The organism is Streptomyces noursei ATCC 11455, assembly GCF_001704275.1.
Classification (GTDB): domain Bacteria; phylum Actinomycetota; class Actinomycetes; order Streptomycetales; family Streptomycetaceae; genus Streptomyces; species Streptomyces noursei.
This window is the reverse complement of record NZ_CP011533.1, coordinates 4,464,438-4,481,081: the sequence shown is the minus strand read 5'-3', so window position 1 is coordinate 4,481,081 and position 16,644 is coordinate 4,464,438. Positions and strand designations below refer to the sequence as shown.

The window sequence follows — 16,644 nt, the reverse complement described above, 5'->3', positions numbered from 1 at the left end:
GGTTTCGCCTCAGTTCGTCAACCCCTACTCCCCGGTTGGGCACTGTCCCACATGTCCGCTGTGCGCCAGAAATCCCTTGCCACCGCAGCGAAGTGTCCCGCTTGGGAGGGAAGTGACGTATGTCGCACGGTCACTCCGTTGGGTGATCTGCCGCGTACGCATAGTCCGTTCGGGCCATTCAAGATTGGGCCCGAAGGGGGTGTTGCGCCCTGCCTGCCTTCCGTAACGTCCTCAACTGGCAACGGTGAATATGCCGTTTGCCGCCGTGGGGGAGCCTCGATTTGGGGAGAGGACGGCGCCAGCATGGGCTGGGTAACCGACTGGAGTGCACAGGCAGCCTGCCGCACTACCGATCCGGACGAACTATTCGTGCAAGGGGCGGCGCAGAACCGCGCCAAGGCGGTGTGCACCGGGTGTCCGGTGCGCACGGAGTGCCTGGCCGACGCCCTGGACAACCGGGTGGAGTTCGGCGTGTGGGGCGGCATGACGGAACGCGAGCGGAGGGCGCTGCTGCGCCGCCGTCCGACGGTCACGTCATGGCGTCGCCTGTTGGAAACCGCGCGTACGGAATACGAGCGCAGCACGGGCATGTTGCCGGTGGACTGCTCGGACGACGCCTTCGACGACGCGTACGCGGCGGTCGGATAGGCCCGTCGGCCGGGGAGGATCCGTCCGTCGCCGACCGGTCGTCGGCAGGCCGCGGGGCGGCCGTCGGTCAGTCGTCGGTCGCGGCCGGGCGCAGCGTGAGGCGGTCGCCGATCGCACGCAGGCCCGCGAGGTCGTGGACGTCGCCGGGCAACGCGGCGACCTCCGCCACCGGCACCTCGGGGTGCAGTGCGGTGAAGCGGTCGCGGGTGCGTCGTTCGCGCGCCAGGACCTGCATGCGTTCCGCGTGCAGCCGCAGGAGACCGGCGGCGAGTTGCGCTGCCGGGGTCGATGGGGATGCCGCATGCTCCGCGGCGGCGGGGGAGGGGCCGCCGGGGATACGTGATCCAGTCTTCCCGTCGGCGAGATCCACAATGCCGTCCGAACCAAGATTTTCCGCGAGCGGTGAACCGGCCTCGCCGTAGGGCGAGTTGGGGTCGTCGTTCGGCCCCTGCGGAGCCTCCTCCGCGTCCTGCGGCGCGTGGTCGGCGAGGTCCTCCGTCAGCACCTCCGCGGCGGCCAGCGCGCGCTCCGCGCTGAGTTGGGCCGCGCCGCTGCCGTGGACGCGGTTGAGCACCAGTCCGGCCAGCGGCATCTGCTCGGCCGCCAGCCGCTCGACGAAGTACGCCGCCTCGCGCAGCGCGTCCCGCTCCGGCGCGGCGACCACCAGGAACGCCGTGCCGGGCGCCTGGAGCAGGCGGTACGTGGCGTCCGCGCGGGTGCGGAAGCCGCCGAACATGGTGTCCATCGCGGCCACGAACGTCTGCACGTCGCGCAGGAGTTGACCGCCCATCAGCTTGCTGAGGGTGCCGGTCATCATCGACATGCCGACATTGAGGAACTTCATGCCGGCCCGACCGCCGACCTTCGCCGGCGCCATCAGGACGCGGATGAACTTGCCGTCCAGGAAGGACCCCAGGCGCTTGGGTGCGTCCAGGAAGTCCAGCGCGGAGCGGCTCGGCGGGGTGTCCACGACGATCAGGTCCCACGCGTCGCCGGCGCGGAGCTGGCCGAGCTTCTCCATCGCCATGTACTCCTGCGTGCCGGCGAAACCGGCCGACAGGGACTGGTAGAACGGGTTCTCCAGGATGGCGCGGGCCCGCTCGGCGTCCGCATGGCCCTCGACGATCTCGTCGAAGGTGCGCTTCATGTCCAGCATCATCGCGTGGAGTTCGCCGCCGGCACTCTCGTCGACGCCCTTCACCCGGCGGGGGACGTTGTCGAGCTCGGAGATGCCCATCGACTGCGCCAGGCGGCGGGCCGGGTCGATCGTCAGCACCACGACCTTGCGGCCGCGCTCGGCGGCGCGCACGCCCAGTGCCGCGGCGGTAGTGGTCTTGCCGACGCCGCCCGAGCCGCAGCACACCACGATGCGGGTGCGCGGGTCGTCGATCAGGGCGTCGACCTCCAGCCACGGGGCCGAGGCGTCCAGCGTCGTGTCGTCGGAGGTCATATGGGCCCCTGTTTCCGCAGGTCTCTGGCCAGGCCGTAGAGCCCGGCGAGGTCCACTCCCTCGGGGAGCAGCCCCAGCTCGTAGGTGGGCAGGCCCAGGGCGGTGAGGGCGGCGTGCTGGGCGCGCTCCAGCTCGACCCGCTCGGCGTGCTCGCGCGCCTGCTCCAGCAGGGGGTCGATCAGGCGCTCGGCGAGGCCGCCGCGGCGGGCGCCGCCCAGGCCGGCCTGGGAGAGCGCCTTGGCGATGCCGGCCCGGGCGCCGCGGGCGGCGACCTCCAGATCGCCGTTGTCCAACAGCGCGGGGCGGGTCATGTTGATCACGACGCCGCCCACCGGGATGCCGGCCCCGCGCAGCTCGGCGATGCCGTCGGCGGTCTCCTGGACGGGCATCTCCTCCAGGAGCGTCACCAGGTGCACCGCGGTCTCGGGGGACTTCAGGACCCGCATCACGGCCTGGGCTTGATTGTGGATCGGGCCGATCTTGGCCAGGCCGGCGACCTCGTCGTTGACGTTCAGGAAGCGGGTGACGCGGCCGGTGGGCGGGGCGTCCATCACGACCGCGTCATAGACGAACGCGCCGCTCTTGTCCTTGCGGCGGACGGCCTCGCACGCCTTGCCGGTCAGCAGGACGTCCCGCAGGCCGGGGGCGATGGTGGTGGCGAAGTCGATGGCGCCGAGCTTCTTCAGGGCCCGGCCGGCGCTGCCGAGCTTGTAGAACATCTGGAGGTAGTCCAGCAGGGCGCGCTCGGCGTCGATGGCCAGGGCGTGCACCTCACCGCCCCCGGGGGCCACCGCGATCTTGCGCTCCTCGTAGGGAAGCGCTTCGGTCTCGAACAGCTGGGCAATGCCCTGCCGGCCCTCGACCTCGACCAGGAGGGTACGGCGCCCCTCGGTGGCCAGGGCGAGGGCGAGGGCAGCGGCGACCGTGGTCTTGCCGGTGCCGCCCTTGCCGCTGACGACATGGAGCCTGCTCACGGCAAGGAGCCTAACCAGTCCGCGTCCGGCTCACGCACGGGATACGCCTGGGAACCCCCGGAGATCCGCCCGCGCGCGGTCGGGGGCGGCGTCCGGGACGTGCCCCGGGGGCTGCGGGCCCGGAGCCCCCGGGACAGGCATTACGCTCGGCCCATGACCAAGTGGGAATACGCAACCGTGCCGCTCCTCGTGCACGCGACGAAGCAGATTCTGGACACCTGGGGCGAGGACGGCTGGGAGCTGGTCCAGGTCGTGCCGGGCCCGAACAACCCCGAGCAGCTGGTGGCCTACCTGAAGCGGGAGAAGGCGTGAGCGCCGTAGAGGAGAAGATCGCGTCGCTCGGTCTGAAGCTGCCGGAGGTCGTGCCGCCGCTGGCCTCCTACCAGCCCGCGGTGCGCTCCGGCTCGTACGTCCACACCTCCGGCCAACTGCCCATGGTGGACGGCGCGCTGCCGGTCACCGGCAAGGTGGGTGCCGAGGTCAGCCCCGAGCAGGCCAAGGAGCTCGCCGCGGTCTGCGCGCTGAACGCGCTGGCCGCCGTGAAGTCCGTCACCGGCGACCTCGACAAGATCGTCCGGGTCGTGAAGGTCGTCGGTTTCGTGGCCTCCGCGCCGGAGTTCACCGGCCAGCCGGGCGTCGTCAACGGCGCCAGCGAGCTGCTCGGCGAGATCCTGGGCGAGAAGGGCGTGCACGCCCGCTCCGCGGTGGGCGTGGCGGTGCTGCCCATCGACGCCCCGGTCGAGGTCGAGATCCAGGTCGAGATCGCCGACTGACGCGGCACGAGCGGTGCGCTCGCGTCCGGATCGGGCCCTCTCCCCGGAGGGCCCCTCGAACATCCGCACGCGAGCGCATAGCATCCGGCCATGGCGTCGACGACGAACGGTCAGTGGTACCCGCCGGACTGGCCGGCCCGCATCCGGGCCCTGACGAACGGCGAACTGACGCCGCCCGCGCCGCGGCGGGCCGCGACGGTCCTGCTGCTGCGGGACACCGATCACGGCGGCCCCGCCGTCCACATGCTGCGCAGACGCGCCTCCATGGCCTTCGCCGGAGGCGCGTACGCCTATCCGGGCGGTTCCGTGGATCCCCGCGACGAGCGCCCCGTGGGGTGGGCGGGCCCCTCGCGCGCCGCATGGGCGGTGCGACTGGGCGTCGACCCGTCCACCGCGCAGGCCATCATCTGCGCCGCGGTGCGCGAGACCTTCGAGGAGGCCGGGGTGCTGCTCGCCGGCGACTCGGCCAGCACGGTCGTCGCGGACACCACCGGCGAGGACTGGGAGGCCGACCGCGCGGCGCTGGTCGGCCACGAGCTGTCCTTCGCCGACTTCCTGGCCCGCCGCGGCCTGGTGCTGCGCTCCGACCTGCTGGCCGCCTGGGCGCGCTGGATCACCCCGGAGTTCGAACCGCGCCGCTACGACACGTTCTTCTTCGTCGCCGCGCTCCCGGAGGGCCAGCGCGCCCTCAACGTCTCCACGGAGGCGGACCGCACGGTGTGGATCCGCCCGGAGGAGGCCGCGGCCGGCTACGACCGCGGCGAGCTGCTGATGATGCCGCCGACGATCTCCACGCTGCGCTCCCTCCAGCCGTACGCCGGCGTCACCGAGGCGCTGGCCGGGGCCGAGGGGCAGGACCTGACGCCGGTGCTGGCCCGCGCCCGCCTGGTGGCCGGCGAGATCGTGCTCAGCTGGCCCGGCCACGACGAGTTCACCAAGCACATCGCGACGACGGACGACGGCCCTGCCGACGCCCCGGGAGGTCCTTCCGCATGACCGAAGCAGCCGCCCTCCCCGGCCAGCCCCGCGGCGGTGTCATCTCGGGGCGGGCCACCGCGCGCGCCCACTGCGTGCTGGCCCCGAACCCGTCCCCGATGACGCTGGACGGCACCAATACCTGGATCGTCGCCGAGCCGGACTCCGACCTGGCCGTCGTCATCGACCCCGGACCGCTGGACGACGCCCACCTCCGGGCCGTCGTCGAGACCGCGGAGCGGGCCGGGCACCGGGTCGCGCTGACCCTGCTCACCCACGGGCACCCGGACCACGCCGACGGGGCGGCCCGGTTCGCCGAGCTGACCGGCACCTCCGTACGGGCGCTGGACCCGGCGCTGCGCCTGGGGGACGAGGGGCTCGGCGCGGGCGACGTCATCACCACCGGGGGCCTGGAGCTGCGGGTGGTGCCCACCCCGGGGCACACCGCGGACTCGCTCTCCTTCCATCTGCCCGCCGACGGGGCGGTCCTGACGGGCGACACGATCCTGGGGCGCGGCACCACCGTGGTCGCGCACCCCGACGGCCGGCTGGGCGACTACCTGGACTCGCTGCGCCGGCTGCGCTCCCTCACCGTGGACGACGGGGTCTCGACGGTCCTCCCGGGCCACGGGCCGGTGCTGAACGACGCCCAGGGGGCGGTCGAGTTCTACCTGGCGCACCGGGCGCACCGGCTCGCCCAGGTGGAGACCGCGGTGGAGGCCGGCCACCGTACCCCCGCCGAGGTCGTGGCGAGCGTGTACGCGGACGTCGACCGCTCGCTGTGGCCGGCCGCCGAACTGTCGGTGCGGGCGCAGCTGGACTACCTGGGCGAGCACGGGCTGATCTAGGGCTGTCCACGGCCTTCGGGCGGGCCCGGGGCCCTGCCGGAGGGTCAGGGCCCCTGCGGGGGGAGCGCCTTCGCCCCGTGGACGGCCAGGTATTCGTCGGCCAGCCAGGGGGCGAGCCCGCTCAACAGCTCGTCGAGCAGCTCGGGATGCGCGGCGGGGCTCCGGGCGGCGCGCGCTGCGGCGTGCATCTGCTCGGCGTGCGCCGGGTAGTAGCGCCCGAACACCTCGGCGGACTCGACGAGATCACTGGTCCAGCCGCCCCAGCGGGGCATGACCAGCGTGAATCCGGTGCGGACGAGATTGCGCGCGACCCCTCTGGTCAGCCGGGCGCGCTCCTCGGCGGTGGTGGCCGCGGCGGCCCGCTCGCGCAGGCCGGGCAGCCGGCGGTGGAGGTCGCCGTTGGTCTCCCGGGCGAGGAGCGAGGTGGGCCGGTAACGGGGCAGCGACGCGGTCACGTCGGGCCCGCTGAGCGGCGTGCACAGACAGGCCACGAACCACGCCCCGTCGTACCGCTCCTCCGCGCCGAGCAGCCGGTCCACGGCCATCAGCAGGATCCCGGCGCCGTCGATCTGCGGGAAGGCGGCGTCCAGCTCGGCCTCGATCGCCCGGGTGGCGGCCCGATCGGCGTCGGTGGGGGCGGTCCGCAGGACGAGCAGCGCGTCGAGGTCGGACACCCCGGGGACGGCGGTGCCGCGCGGGATGCTGCCGTAGAGGTACGCGCTGAGCAGCCTGTCGGGCGCGAAGCGGTCGGCCAGGCGGGCGCTCAGCCCCGCCACGACGGGCGCGAACGGCGCGGGCACCCGCTCCAGGGAACCTCCCGTACGAAGCAGCCGTCCTCGTCGAGGCCCTTGCCGCGGCCCCCGGATCCACCGTCGGTCGTCATGGCGCTCACTATGGAGCGGCGGAACGGCGGGTGGCGAGCCGATTACGGGCGGCTGCCCGGCGCGCCCCGGGTACGGCGAAGGCCCCGCCGGAGCGGGGCCTTCGGCGCGGTCGCGTGGCCGCGGGCGTCAGCGCGAGCGCTTGGCCAGCCGCTCGACGTCCAGCAGGATCACCGCGCGCGCCTCCAGGCGCAGCCAGCCGCGTCCCGCGAAGTCCGCGAGTGCCTTGTTGACGGTCTCCCGGGAGGCGCCGACCAGCTGGGCCAGCTCCTCCTGCGTGAGGTCGTGCACGACGTGGATGCCTTCCTCGGACTGCACGCCGAAGCGGCGCGACAGGTCCAGGAGGGCGCGCGCCACACGGCCCGGCACGTCCGAGAAGACCAGGTCGGACATCTGGTCGTTGGTCTTGCGCAGCCGGCGGGCGACCGCACGCAGCAGGGCGGTGGCCACCTCGGGGCGGGCGTTCAGCCAGGGCTGGAGGTCGCCGTGGCCCAGGCCGAGCAGCTTGACCTCGGTGAGCGCGGTGGCCGTGGCCGTGCGCGGTCCGGGGTCGAAGAGGGACAGTTCGCCGATGAGCTCGCCGGGACCGAGGACGGCCAGCATGTTTTCGCGGCCGTCGGGGGAGGTGCGGTGGAGCTTCACCTTGCCTTCGGTGACCACGTACAGGCGGTCGCCCGGGTCCCCTTCGTGGAACAGGGCGTCGCCGCGGGCGAGCGTGACCTCTCCCATCGAGGCGCGAAGCTCGGCCGCCTGCTCGTCGTCGAGCGCCGCGAAGAGCGGGGCGCGCCGCAGAACGTCGTCCACGAGTTCTCTCCTTGTCGACATGCTCCGGAGGACTGTGGTCCCCATCATGCCGGAATGCAAAACAGTGCGATCAATCACAAGTTTGCCGGACCCGCGGTCCGAGCCATACGGCAGGGGGCCGATTGGGGTCACGAATCTCGGTGATCGGGTCGGATGTCAGTGGGGGGCCTTAGTCTGGCCGAGTGTCCAATACGCCGGTGAGAGCAGAGGACTGGGGGCCGACAGAGTGAGCGCACGGCGCGATTCCGCTGTGGGCGAACAGCTGCCCACAGGCGCCTCGAATACCGACAAAAGTAACAAATCGTCCCCCGGGGTGACGACCGGGCGGAGGCCGACGGCGCCCGCCACCGGCGCGTCGCACCCGAGGCGAAGGAGGCGGCCGTGACGGAGACCCCCGCGAAGCCGACGGCGAAGAAGGCCGCGACCAAGACCGCGACCAAGACCGCGACCAAGACGACCACCGCGACCAAGACGACCACCGCGGCCAGGAAGACCACCGCCGAGAAGGCACCCGCCAAGAAGACCGCGGCCGCGAAGCCGGCGGCGGCGAAGAAGACGACCGCCAAGAAGGCCCCCGCGAAGGCCACCGCCAAGAAGGCCGCCCCCGCCCGCAAGCCCGAGTCCCGGGTCGCGATGGTGCGCCGGGCCCGGCGGATCAACCGCGAGCTGGCCGAGCTGTATCCCTACGCCCACCCCGAGCTGGACTTCGGCAACCCCTTCGAGCTGCTGGTCGCCACGGTCCTGTCCGCCCAGACCACCGACCTGCGGGTCAACCAGACCACCCCTCGGCTCTTCGCCGTCTGCCCCACGCCCGAGGACATGGCCGCGATCCCCCCGGAGCAGCTGGAGGAGCTGATCCGCCCCACCGGCTTCTTCCGGGCCAAGGCGAAGTCGCTGATCGGCCTCTCCACGGCGCTGCGCGACCGCTTCGGCGGCGAGGTGCCGGGCCGTCTGGAGGACCTCGTCACGCTCCCCGGCGTCGGCCGCAAGACCGCCAATGTCGTGTTGGGCAACGCCTTCGGCGTCCCCGGCATCACCGTGGACACGCACTTCGGCCGGCTGGCGCGCCGCTTCGGCTGGACGACCGCGCAGGACGCCGAGAAGGTCGAGGCCGACGTCGCCGAGATCTTCCCCAAGAGCGAGTGGACGATGCTCTCGCACCGCGTGGTCTTCCACGGCCGCCGCGTCTGCCACTCCCGCAAGCCCGCCTGCGGGGCCTGCCCCGTCGCTCCGCTGTGCCCCTCGTACGGTGAGGGCGAGACCGACCCGGAGAAGGCGAAGAAGCTGCTCAAGTACGAGCTGGGCGGCCAGCCCGGGCAGCGGCTGAAGCCGCCGGCCGACTATCCAGGACAGCCCGCGCTCCCGCTGGCGGCCTCCTAGGGCGGCGACGGCGAGCACGACTCCACTGGCGGACCGACCATCGACGTGAGCCTCAAGGGGGCGCGGATGACGAGTGCACGGGAGCAGTACGGCGAGACGACGGGTGCCCGTCCGGCGGCGGCCGGGCGGGAGGTTGCGGTGACGACCGAGGGGCTGCCCGAGTGGCTGGACCCGGTGGCCCGCGCGGCCGCCACGGTGGAGCCGCGCCAGCTCAGCCGCTTCCTGCCGCCGGAGCGCGGCGGCCGGCAGTCCGCCGTGCTGATCCTCTTCGGGCACGGCGCCCGCGGGCCCGAGCTGCTCCTGATGGAGCGCGCCGGCACCCTGCGCTCGCACGCCGGGCAGCCCTCCTTCCCCGGCGGGTCGCTCGATCCGCAGGACGGTGATCCGGACGGGCCGGGTCCGGTCCGCGCGGCGCTGCGCGAGGCCCAGGAGGAGACCGGGCTGGACCCGGCCGGCGTCCAGGTCTTCGGGGTGCTGCCGCGGCTCTACATCCCCGTCAGCGGTTTCGTCGTGACGCCCGTGCTGGGGTGGTGGCGGCGGCCGAGCCCGGTGGGCGTGGTGGACCGCGGCGAGACCGCCCGGGTCTTCACGGTTCCCGTGGCGGATCTCACGGACCCGGGACACCGGGTCACCACCCGTCACCCCAGCGGCCACGTCGGCCCCGCCTTCCTCGTGGAGGACGCGCTGGTCTGGGGTTTCACCGCCGGGGTGATCGACCGGATCCTGCACTACGCGGGCTGGGAGATCCCATGGGACCGCGAGAAGCAGGTCCCGCTCGACTGGCGCTCGTGAGACGGTGTCCGGCGTGAACGTCCTGGACATCCTGCTGTTGGTCGCGGCCGTGTGGTTCGCGATCGTCGGTTACCGGCAAGGCTTCCTCGTCGGCATCCTGTCCGTGATCGGCTTCCTCGGGGGAGGACTGATCGCGGTCTATGTGCTGCCGGTGATCTGGAACGGGGTCACCGACGATGCCAAACCGGGCACCTTCGCGGTGATCGCGGCGGTCGCCATCGTGATCGTCTGCGCCTCGGTGGGCCAGGCGCTCACCACCCACCTCGGCAACAAGCTCCGCCGCCACATCACCTGGACACCGGCGCGCGCGCTGGACGCGACCGGCGGGGCGCTGGTCAACGTCATGGCGATGCTGCTGGTGGCCTGGCTGATCGGCTCCGCGCTGGCGGGCACGTCCCTGCCGACGCTCAGCAAGGAGGTCCGCAACTCCAAGGTGCTGCTCGGGGTCTCCCAGGTCATGCCGCCGCAGGCCAGCACCTGGTTCGCCGACTTCTCCTCGGCGCTGGCGCAGAACGGCTTCCCGCAGGTCTTCACGCCGTTCTCCAACGAGCCGATCCGGCCGGTGCGCCCGCCGGACCCGGCGCTGGCCAACAGCCCCGTGGCGGCCGACGCCCGGCACAGCATCGTCAAGATCGTCGGACGGGCGCCCAGCTGCGGCAAGATCCTCGAAGGCACCGGCTTCGTCTTCGCGCCGCACCGGGTGATGACCAACGCGCACGTCGTCGGCGGCGTCAGCGACCCCACCGTCCAGGTGGGCGGCGAGGGCCTCCCGGTGAACGCCAAGGTCGTGCTCTACGACTGGGAGCGCGACATCGCCGTCCTGGACGTCCCGCAGCTCCGTGCCCCGGCGCTGAAGTTCGCCGCCAAGGACGCCGGCAGCGGCAAGAGCGCCATCGTCGCCGGCTTCCCGGAGAACGGCGGCTACGACGTCCGCCCGGCCCGGATCCGCGGCCGCATCCAGGCCGACGGCGCGGACATCTACCACCGCGGCACCGTCGGTCGCGACGTCTACTCGCTCTACGCCACCGTCCGGGAGGGCAACTCCGGCGGCCCGCTGCTCACCCCTCAGGGCGAGGTCTACGGAGTGGTCTTCGCCAAGTCGCGGGACGACGCCCGGACCGGCTATGCGCTGACCGCCGACGAGGTCCGGCAGGACGCCGTCCGGGGCCGGGTCGCGAGCCGGCAGGTCGACACCCAGGGGTGCGCGATCTGAGGCCGGGCGCTGGGCCGTGCACCGCTCGCTTGCGGACGGGACACGGCCCGGCGGTCGCGCCGGGCAGGCGCGCCGGGGTCAGCTTCGGGAATGGCGCAGGCGTGCGCTCATCCAGCGCGCTCTGCGGCGCAGGATGCGGGGGATGCCCATGGGGTGCGCCGGATCCGGGGACCCGTCGGATCGGAGATCCGGGGTACCCCTGTCCTGCGTGCCCACTGCAGCGGCACTGCTGCGGCGGTTGCGTGCCACGTCACGGTAGTCGTGCGTCCAGCCCATACCCTCGACTCTGCCCGGGGCCCAAGGTCCGTAACCGCTCGGGAGACGGCCAATTGGCCTATGCGTCAGGCAATTGGCCGTTCGTCAGACGAACGTTCGTGTGACGCGGCGGGATGGACCGGTCCCGAGGTGGGCAGTGGGTGCCGGACGCGCATGCGCGGGCCGTCAGCGGTCCGGTTCGGAGTCCTTCAGCCAGTTACTGTGCCGCTCCGGGGGACGACCCCCGGACCCCCGGCCAGCCGGGGTGCACCGCCGTCAGCGGTCCGGTTCGGGGTCCTTCAGCCAGTTACTGTGCCGCCCCGGGGGACGACCCCCGGACCCCCGGCCAGCCGGGGTGCACCGCCGTCAGCGGTCCGGTTCGGGGTCCTTCAGCCAGTTACTGTGCCGCCCCGGGGGACGACCCCCGGACCCCCGGCCAGCCGGGGTGCACCCGCCGTCAGCGGTCCGGTTCGGGGTCCTTCAGCCAGTTGATGAGTTCGGTGGAGAAGGCGGCTGGGTCCTCCTCGTGCGGCCAGTGCCCCAGGCCGTCGAAGAGCCGCCAGCGGTAGGGGGCCTCGACGTACTCGCCGGAGCCGGCGGCGCTGCGGGTGCGCATCACCGGGTCCAGGGAGCCGTGCAGATGCAGGGTGGGGACCCGGACGGGCAGCTTCATCCGGCGGTTGAACAGGATGCCGTCGGGGCGGGCCATCGAGCGCACCATCCAGCGGTACGGCTCGATCGAGCAGTGCGCCGTGGACGGGATGCCCATTGCCCGCTGGTAGACCTCGACGGTCTCGTCCTCGGGGAGCCCGGGCCCGGACCAGTCGCGGAGCATCCGGCCCACCAGCGCCGCGTCGTCCGCGGTCAGCCGGCGCTCGGGCAGCCAGGGCCGCTGGAAGCTCCAGATGTGGGAGCTGCGGCGGACGTCGGCGAGCATCGCGGCCCGCCAGCGCCGCGGGTGCGGCATCGAGGACACCGCGAGCCGGCGGACCAGCTTGGGCCGCATCACCGCGGCCGTCCAGGCGAGGTAGCCGCCCAGATCGTGCCCGACCAGCGCGGCGTCCGGTTCGCCCAGGGAGCGGATGACGCCGGTGATGTCGAGGGCGAGGTTCGCCGGGTCGTAGCCGCGCGGGGTGCGGTCGCTGCCGCCGACGCCCCGCAGGTCCATGGCGACCGCGCGGAAGCCCGCGTCGGCCAGCGCGGGCAGCTGGTGCCGCCAGGTCCACCAGAACTGCGGGAAGCCGTGCAGCAGCAGCACGAGGGGGCCGTCACCCAGCTCGGCGATGTGGAAGCGTGCACCGTTGGCCGCGACGTCCCGGTGCGTCACCTCTTGCCCGCCCGGGAGGGCGAGCCGCACGATCGAGGCGGTGCTGTCAGGGGCTGTCATACCGACGAGCGTGTCACAGACTCCAGGACCGGGTGGTCCGCTTCCGACGCCCGCGGGTGCGGCCTGGCCTTCTGCAGCACGGCCGCGGTCTCCTTGGCGGAGGCGATCGACTTCTCCGGCTTGCTGATCTTCTTGATCTTGGCCATCGCGATCAGGATCAGCAGCGCGGCGATCACCAGGAAGGCGCCGCCGACGATCAGGAAGGACCAGGCGAGCCCGAGGCCGAGGTTGTGGATGCCGTAGGCCGCCGCGAAACTCAGCACCGGCAGCGCGAACAGAGCCAGGACGCCCGCCACGATGAACGCGGCACCGCCGATGCCCGCCCGCTTGGCGTCCTCCCGCAGTTCTGCCTTGGCCAGTGCGATCTCGTCGTGCACCAGCGCGGACATCTCGGCGGTCGCCGTGGCCACCAGCTGCCCGAGGCTGCGGTCCGCACCGTCGTCGGCTGCGCTCATCGCCGTCTCCCTCTTCTCTTCACCTGGATGCAAAGCCTCTCAGATCATGCCGGACCATGGTCCCCGGAGCGGGCGTGGGCGGCCATTTCGGCAAGCTTGCGATGCTCCGCGGCCTTCGCCTCGTGGATCGCGGCCATCCGGAGGTGGTACTCCGGCTGGTCCCGTTCGTAGACGTCGGGGATGCCGTCCTGGTCGTCGTCGCGCTCCTCCTCGTCGCACAGGACGCGGTACTTGTTGTTGCGGATCTTGAGGAGGATGCCGGCGAAGACGGCCGCGAGCAGCGAGCCGATCAGCACCGACGCCTTGATCTCGTCCGTCAGGGTGGTGTCGCCGGCGAAGGCCAGTTCGCCGATGAGCAGGGAGACGGTGAAGCCGATGCCGGCCAGGGCGGCGACGCCGAAGACGTCCGGCCACTTCAGATCGGGGTTGAGCTCGGCCCTGGTGAAGCGGGCGGTGCACCAGGTGCCGCCGAATATGCCCACCGCCTTGCCCACTATCAGGCCGAGGACCACGCCGAGGGTCTCCGGCCGGGTGAAGACGTCGTGGACGGCGCCGCCGGATATGGACACCCCCGCGGAGAGCAGCGCGAACAGCGGCACCGCCAGTCCGGCCGACAGCGGGCGGACCAGGTGCTCGATGTGCTCGCCGGGGGACTGCCGCTCGCCGTCCCGGCGGTGGCAGCGCAGCATCAGGCCCATGGCCACGCCGGCGATGGTGGCGTGCACGCCGCTGTTCTCCATCAGCGCCCAGATCGTCACGCCGAGCGGCACGTACACGTACCAGCCGCGGACGCCCTTGCGCAGCAGCAGGTAGAAGAGCACCAGGCCGGCGACGGCCAGGCCGAGGGCGAGGAAGTCGATCTTCGAGGTGAAGAAGATCGCGATGATCAGGATCGCGAAGAGGTCGTCGACGACGGCGAGGGTGAGCAGGAAGGCGCGCAGCGCGGACGGCAGGGAGGTGCCGATGACCGCGAGGACGGCGAGCGCGAAGGCGATGTCGGTGGCCGTGGGGACCGCCCAGCCCTGGAGGGAGCCGCTGCCGGTGGCGTTGACGACGAAGTAGACGATGGCCGGGGTCGCCATGCCGCAGATCGCGGCGATCACCGGGAGGGCGGCGGCCTTGGGGTCGCGGAGTTCGCCGGCGACCAGTTCGCGCTTGAGCTCGATGCCGGCGACGAAGAAGAAGATCGCGAGCAGGCCGTTGGCGGCCCAGTGCTGGAGCGAGAGGTCCAGGCCGAGCGATTCCGGGCCGATGTGCAGGCCGCGGACCGCCTCGTAGCTGCCGCCCAGGGTGTTGGCCCAGATCAGGGCGGCGATGGCGGCGGCGAGGAGAAGGACCCCGCCGACGGTTTCGGTGCGCAGTGCTTCGGCGATGAAATTCCGCTCCGGCAAGGGCATCCGGCCCAGGAATATGGAGCGACGGTTGCTGGGCGCAGTCACGCGACGACCTCCGGCAGCTGAGAACGGCAGTAGCAGTTGCCGACCAGACTTCCCGGCGCACCCAGAGTTTCTTAGCGCCACATTGACGCTGCCCTAACCCTAACGGGTGGGTGCAAGGGGTTAATGCGTGGGGATAACTTTACGGGCAATTCGGGCGCCGGGCTGCCGGGGGAGACGGGCCGGCCGCGGGAACGGCGGAGGGGGCACCGGGCCGTCGCGGCCGGTGCCCCCTCCCTGAGTGCGGGGGCGCGGGGGCGCGGCCCGCCGCCGTCGCGGCGGGGCCTCGCCCGGTGCGTCAGTCCTCGCTCTGCGCGCTCGGCAGCTTCGACTGGATGAGGTCCATGACGGAGGAGTCGGTGAGCGTGGTGACATCGCCGAGGGTGCGGTTCTCCGCGACGTCGCGCAGCAGTCGCCGCATGATCTTGCCGGAGCGGGTCTTGGGCAGCTCCGCGACCGGCAGGATCCGCTTGGGCTTGGCGATCGGGCCGAGCTGCTGGGCCACGTGGGCGCGCAGCTCGTCGACCAGTCCCTCGTCCTCGGCAGTGGCGCCGCCGCGCAGGATGACGAAGGCGCAGATGGCCTGGGTCGTCTGCGGGTCGGTGGCGCCCACCACGGCGGCCTCGGCCACCTTCGGGTGCGAGACCAGCGCGGACTCCACCTCGGTGGTGGAGATGTTGTGGCCGGAGACCAGCATCACGTCGTCCACCCGGCCCAGCAGCCAGATGTCGCCGTCCTCGTCCTTCTTGGCGCCGTCACCGGCGAAGTACTTGCCCTCGAAGCGGGACCAGTAGGTGTCCAGGTAGCGCTGGTCGTCGCCCCAGATGGTGCGCAGCATCGACGGCCAGGGCTCGGTCAGGACGAGGTAGCCGCCGGCGCCGTCGGGCACCTCGTTGGCGTCGTCGTCGACCACCGTGGCGGCGATGCCGGGCAGCGGCAGCTGTGCCGAGCCGGGCTTGGTCGTCGTGACGCCGGGCAGCGGGCTGAGCATCATCGCGCCGGTCTCGGTCTGCCACCAGGTGTCGACGATCGGTGCCCGGTCCGCCCCGATGTGCTTGCGGTACCAGATCCACGCCTCGGGGTTGATCGGCTCGCCGACCGATCCCAGGACGCGCAGCGACGACAGGTCGAACTTCGCCGGGATGTCGTCGCCCCACTTCATGCAGGCGCGGATCGCGGTCGGCGCGGTGTACAGGATCGTCACGCCGTATTTCTGGACGATCTCCCACCAGCGGCCCTGGTGGGGGGTGTCCGGGGTGCCCTCGTAGAGCACCTCGGTGGCACCGTTGGAGAGCGGGCCGTAGGTGATGTAGGAGTGGCCCGTCACCCAGCCGACGTCGGCGGTGCACCAGTAGACGTCGGTCTCCGGCTTCAGGTCGAAGACCGCGTGGTGGGTGTACGAGACCTGGGTGAGGTAGCCGCCGGTGGTGTGCAGGATGCCCTTGGGCTTACCCGTCGTCCCGGAGGTGTAGAGGATGAACAGCGGGTGCTCGGCGTCGAACGCCTCGGGGGTGTGCTGCTCGCTCTGCCGCTCGACGAGGTCGTGCCACCACACATCCCGGCCCTCGGTCCAGCCGACGTCCTGGCCGGTGCGACGGACGACCAGCACGCTGCGGACGTCCTCCGTGCCGGACTTGGTCAGCGCCTCGTCGACGGCCGGCTTGAGGGCGGAGGGCTTGCCGCGGCGGTAGCCGCCGTCGGCGGTGATCACCACCCGGGCGTCGGCGTCGTTGATCCGCGTCGCCAGCGCGTCCGCGGAGAAGCCGCCGAAGACCACGGAGTGCGGCGCGCCGAGCCGGGCGCAGGCCAGCATGGCGATCACCGCCTCCGGGATCATCGGCAGGTAGATGGCGACCCGGTCACCGGCCCGAACACCCAGCTCCGTCAGGGCGTTGGCGGCCCTGCAGACCTCGCGCTGGAGCTCGGCGTAGGTGATCGCGCGGCTGTCGCCGGGCTCGCCCTCGAAGTGGATCGCGACCCGGTCGCCGAGGCCGTTCTCCACATGGCGGTCCACGCAGTTGTAGGCGACGTTGAGTCTGCCGTCGGCGAACCACTTCGCGAACGGCGGGTTGGACCAGTCGAGGGTCTCAATCGGCTCGGTCTCCCAGGTCAGGCGTTTGGCCTGCTCGGCCCAGAAGCCCAGCCGGTCCGCCGCGGCCTGTTCGTACGCGGCGGCCGTGACGTTGGCGTCCGTGGCCAGCTCGGCGGGCGGTGCGAACCGCCGCTCCTCCTTCAAGAGGTTGGCCAGGCTCTCGTTGCTCACGACATCTCCCAATCCCAGGGCGTGCGATGTGTCCCGGGTCATAGCTCATCAGCCCGCGGCCGACCCTGACAAGGTCTGTGGACAACTATTGGTGTAGACCTGTCCGAATC

Annotated in this window: 17 protein-coding genes; 8 read left to right on the top strand and 9 right to left on the bottom strand. The window is 72.2% G+C overall.

The window, feature by feature from the left end; genetic code table 11:
* The first annotated feature begins 303 nt into the window (after nucleotides 1-303).
* Nucleotides 304-648 carry a WhiB family transcriptional regulator gene (locus SNOUR_RS18790; protein WP_039634300.1) on the top strand — a complete coding sequence of 115 codons (345 nt, stop codon included), beginning with the start codon at nucleotides 304-306 and terminating at the stop codon, nucleotides 646-648.
* A gap of 67 nt (nucleotides 649-715) precedes the next feature.
* On the opposite strand, the gene bagB is transcribed toward SNOUR_RS18790, so the two are convergent.
* On the bottom strand, nucleotides 716-2,098 hold the full coding sequence (bagB, locus tag SNOUR_RS18785) for an ATPase BagB (RefSeq protein ID WP_067348615.1): 1,383 nt from the start codon (nucleotides 2,096-2,098) through the stop codon (nucleotides 716-718).
* A complete protein-coding gene (gene bagA, locus SNOUR_RS18780) occupies nucleotides 2,095-3,072 on the bottom strand; it encodes an ATPase BagA (protein ID WP_067348612.1) in 978 nt (325 codons plus the stop codon). Before bagA ends, bagB begins: the two co-directional genes overlap by 4 nt.
* Before the next feature lie 153 nt (nucleotides 3,073-3,225).
* Between bagA and sp36 the strand changes: the two genes are divergently transcribed.
* The 4 genes from sp36 (at nucleotide 3,226) to SNOUR_RS18765 (ending at nucleotide 5,668) form a co-directional block, all read left to right on the top strand.
* The gene (sp36, locus tag SNOUR_RS44690) at nucleotides 3,226-3,384 is read left to right on the top strand and encodes a Sp36 family protein (protein ID WP_003967454.1); all 159 of its coding nucleotides are present in this window, start codon (nucleotides 3,226-3,228) and stop codon (nucleotides 3,382-3,384) included.
* Nucleotides 3,381-3,845, top strand: a complete 465-nt coding sequence (locus SNOUR_RS18775) for a RidA family protein (protein ID WP_067348610.1) — start codon at nucleotides 3,381-3,383, stop codon at nucleotides 3,843-3,845. The genes sp36 and SNOUR_RS18775 overlap by 4 nt, the downstream gene beginning before the upstream one ends.
* Nucleotides 3,846-3,935: 90 nt before the next feature.
* A complete protein-coding gene (locus SNOUR_RS18770) occupies nucleotides 3,936-4,841 on the top strand; it encodes an NUDIX hydrolase (protein WP_067348608.1) in 906 nt (301 codons plus the stop codon).
* Nucleotides 4,838-5,668, top strand: coding sequence for an MBL fold metallo-hydrolase (locus SNOUR_RS18765; RefSeq protein WP_067348606.1), 831 nt, complete (start codon nucleotides 4,838-4,840; stop codon nucleotides 5,666-5,668). The genes SNOUR_RS18770 and SNOUR_RS18765 overlap by 4 nt, the downstream gene beginning before the upstream one ends.
* 44 nt (nucleotides 5,669-5,712) lie before the next feature.
* Here SNOUR_RS18765 and SNOUR_RS18760 read toward each other — a convergent pair whose 3' ends face one another.
* Together SNOUR_RS18760 and SNOUR_RS18755 are read right to left on the bottom strand one after the other, a co-directional pair.
* On the bottom strand, nucleotides 5,713-6,468 hold the full coding sequence (locus SNOUR_RS18760) for a nucleotidyltransferase domain-containing protein (RefSeq protein WP_312632747.1): 756 nt from the start codon (nucleotides 6,466-6,468) through the stop codon (nucleotides 5,713-5,715).
* Between the two features lie 210 nt (nucleotides 6,469-6,678).
* Nucleotides 6,679-7,353: a Crp/Fnr family transcriptional regulator gene (locus SNOUR_RS18755; protein WP_003981529.1), complete on the bottom strand. Its 675-nt coding sequence runs from the start codon at nucleotides 7,351-7,353 to the stop codon at nucleotides 6,679-6,681.
* A gap of 381 nt (nucleotides 7,354-7,734) precedes the next feature.
* Here SNOUR_RS18755 and nth point away from each other — a divergent pair, with 381 nt between their 5' ends.
* The 3 genes from nth (at nucleotide 7,735) to SNOUR_RS18740 (ending at nucleotide 10,738) form a co-directional block, all read left to right on the top strand.
* On the top strand, nucleotides 7,735-8,733 hold the full coding sequence (gene nth / locus SNOUR_RS18750; protein WP_067348601.1) for an endonuclease III: 999 nt from the start codon (nucleotides 7,735-7,737) through the stop codon (nucleotides 8,731-8,733).
* Nucleotides 8,734-8,799: 66 nt separating this feature from the next.
* Nucleotides 8,800-9,525 (top strand): NUDIX hydrolase, encoded by a 726-nt coding sequence (locus tag SNOUR_RS18745; protein ID WP_067348599.1) that lies wholly within the window; start codon nucleotides 8,800-8,802, stop codon nucleotides 9,523-9,525.
* Nucleotides 9,526-9,538: 13 nt separating this feature from the next.
* The gene (locus SNOUR_RS18740) at nucleotides 9,539-10,738 is read left to right on the top strand and encodes a MarP family serine protease (protein WP_067348596.1); all 1,200 of its coding nucleotides are present in this window, start codon (nucleotides 9,539-9,541) and stop codon (nucleotides 10,736-10,738) included.
* A 78-nt stretch (nucleotides 10,739-10,816) separates the two neighbouring features.
* Here SNOUR_RS18740 and SNOUR_RS48385 read toward each other — a convergent pair whose 3' ends face one another.
* The 5 genes from SNOUR_RS48385 to acs form a co-directional block, all read right to left on the bottom strand.
* Complete coding sequence (locus SNOUR_RS48385) at nucleotides 10,817-11,014, bottom strand: hypothetical protein (RefSeq protein WP_079142762.1); 198 nt, start codon at nucleotides 11,012-11,014, stop codon at nucleotides 10,817-10,819.
* Nucleotides 11,015-11,450: 436 nt separating this feature from the next.
* Complete coding sequence (locus SNOUR_RS18735; RefSeq protein WP_067348594.1) at nucleotides 11,451-12,380, bottom strand: alpha/beta fold hydrolase; 930 nt, start codon at nucleotides 12,378-12,380, stop codon at nucleotides 11,451-11,453.
* Complete coding sequence (locus SNOUR_RS18730) at nucleotides 12,377-12,835, bottom strand: phage holin family protein (RefSeq protein ID WP_067348591.1); 459 nt, start codon at nucleotides 12,833-12,835, stop codon at nucleotides 12,377-12,379. Before SNOUR_RS18730 ends, SNOUR_RS18735 begins: the two co-directional genes overlap by 4 nt.
* Nucleotides 12,836-12,879: 44 nt before the next feature.
* Entirely contained in the window at nucleotides 12,880-14,274 is a 1,395-nt protein-coding gene (gene nhaA / locus SNOUR_RS18725) for a Na+/H+ antiporter NhaA (RefSeq protein WP_067348588.1), read from the bottom strand.
* A gap of 295 nt (nucleotides 14,275-14,569) precedes the next feature.
* Nucleotides 14,570-16,534: an acetate--CoA ligase gene (gene acs / locus SNOUR_RS18720; protein ID WP_067358487.1), complete on the bottom strand. Its 1,965-nt coding sequence runs from the start codon at nucleotides 16,532-16,534 to the stop codon at nucleotides 14,570-14,572.
* Nucleotides 16,535-16,644 lie beyond the last annotated feature (110 nt).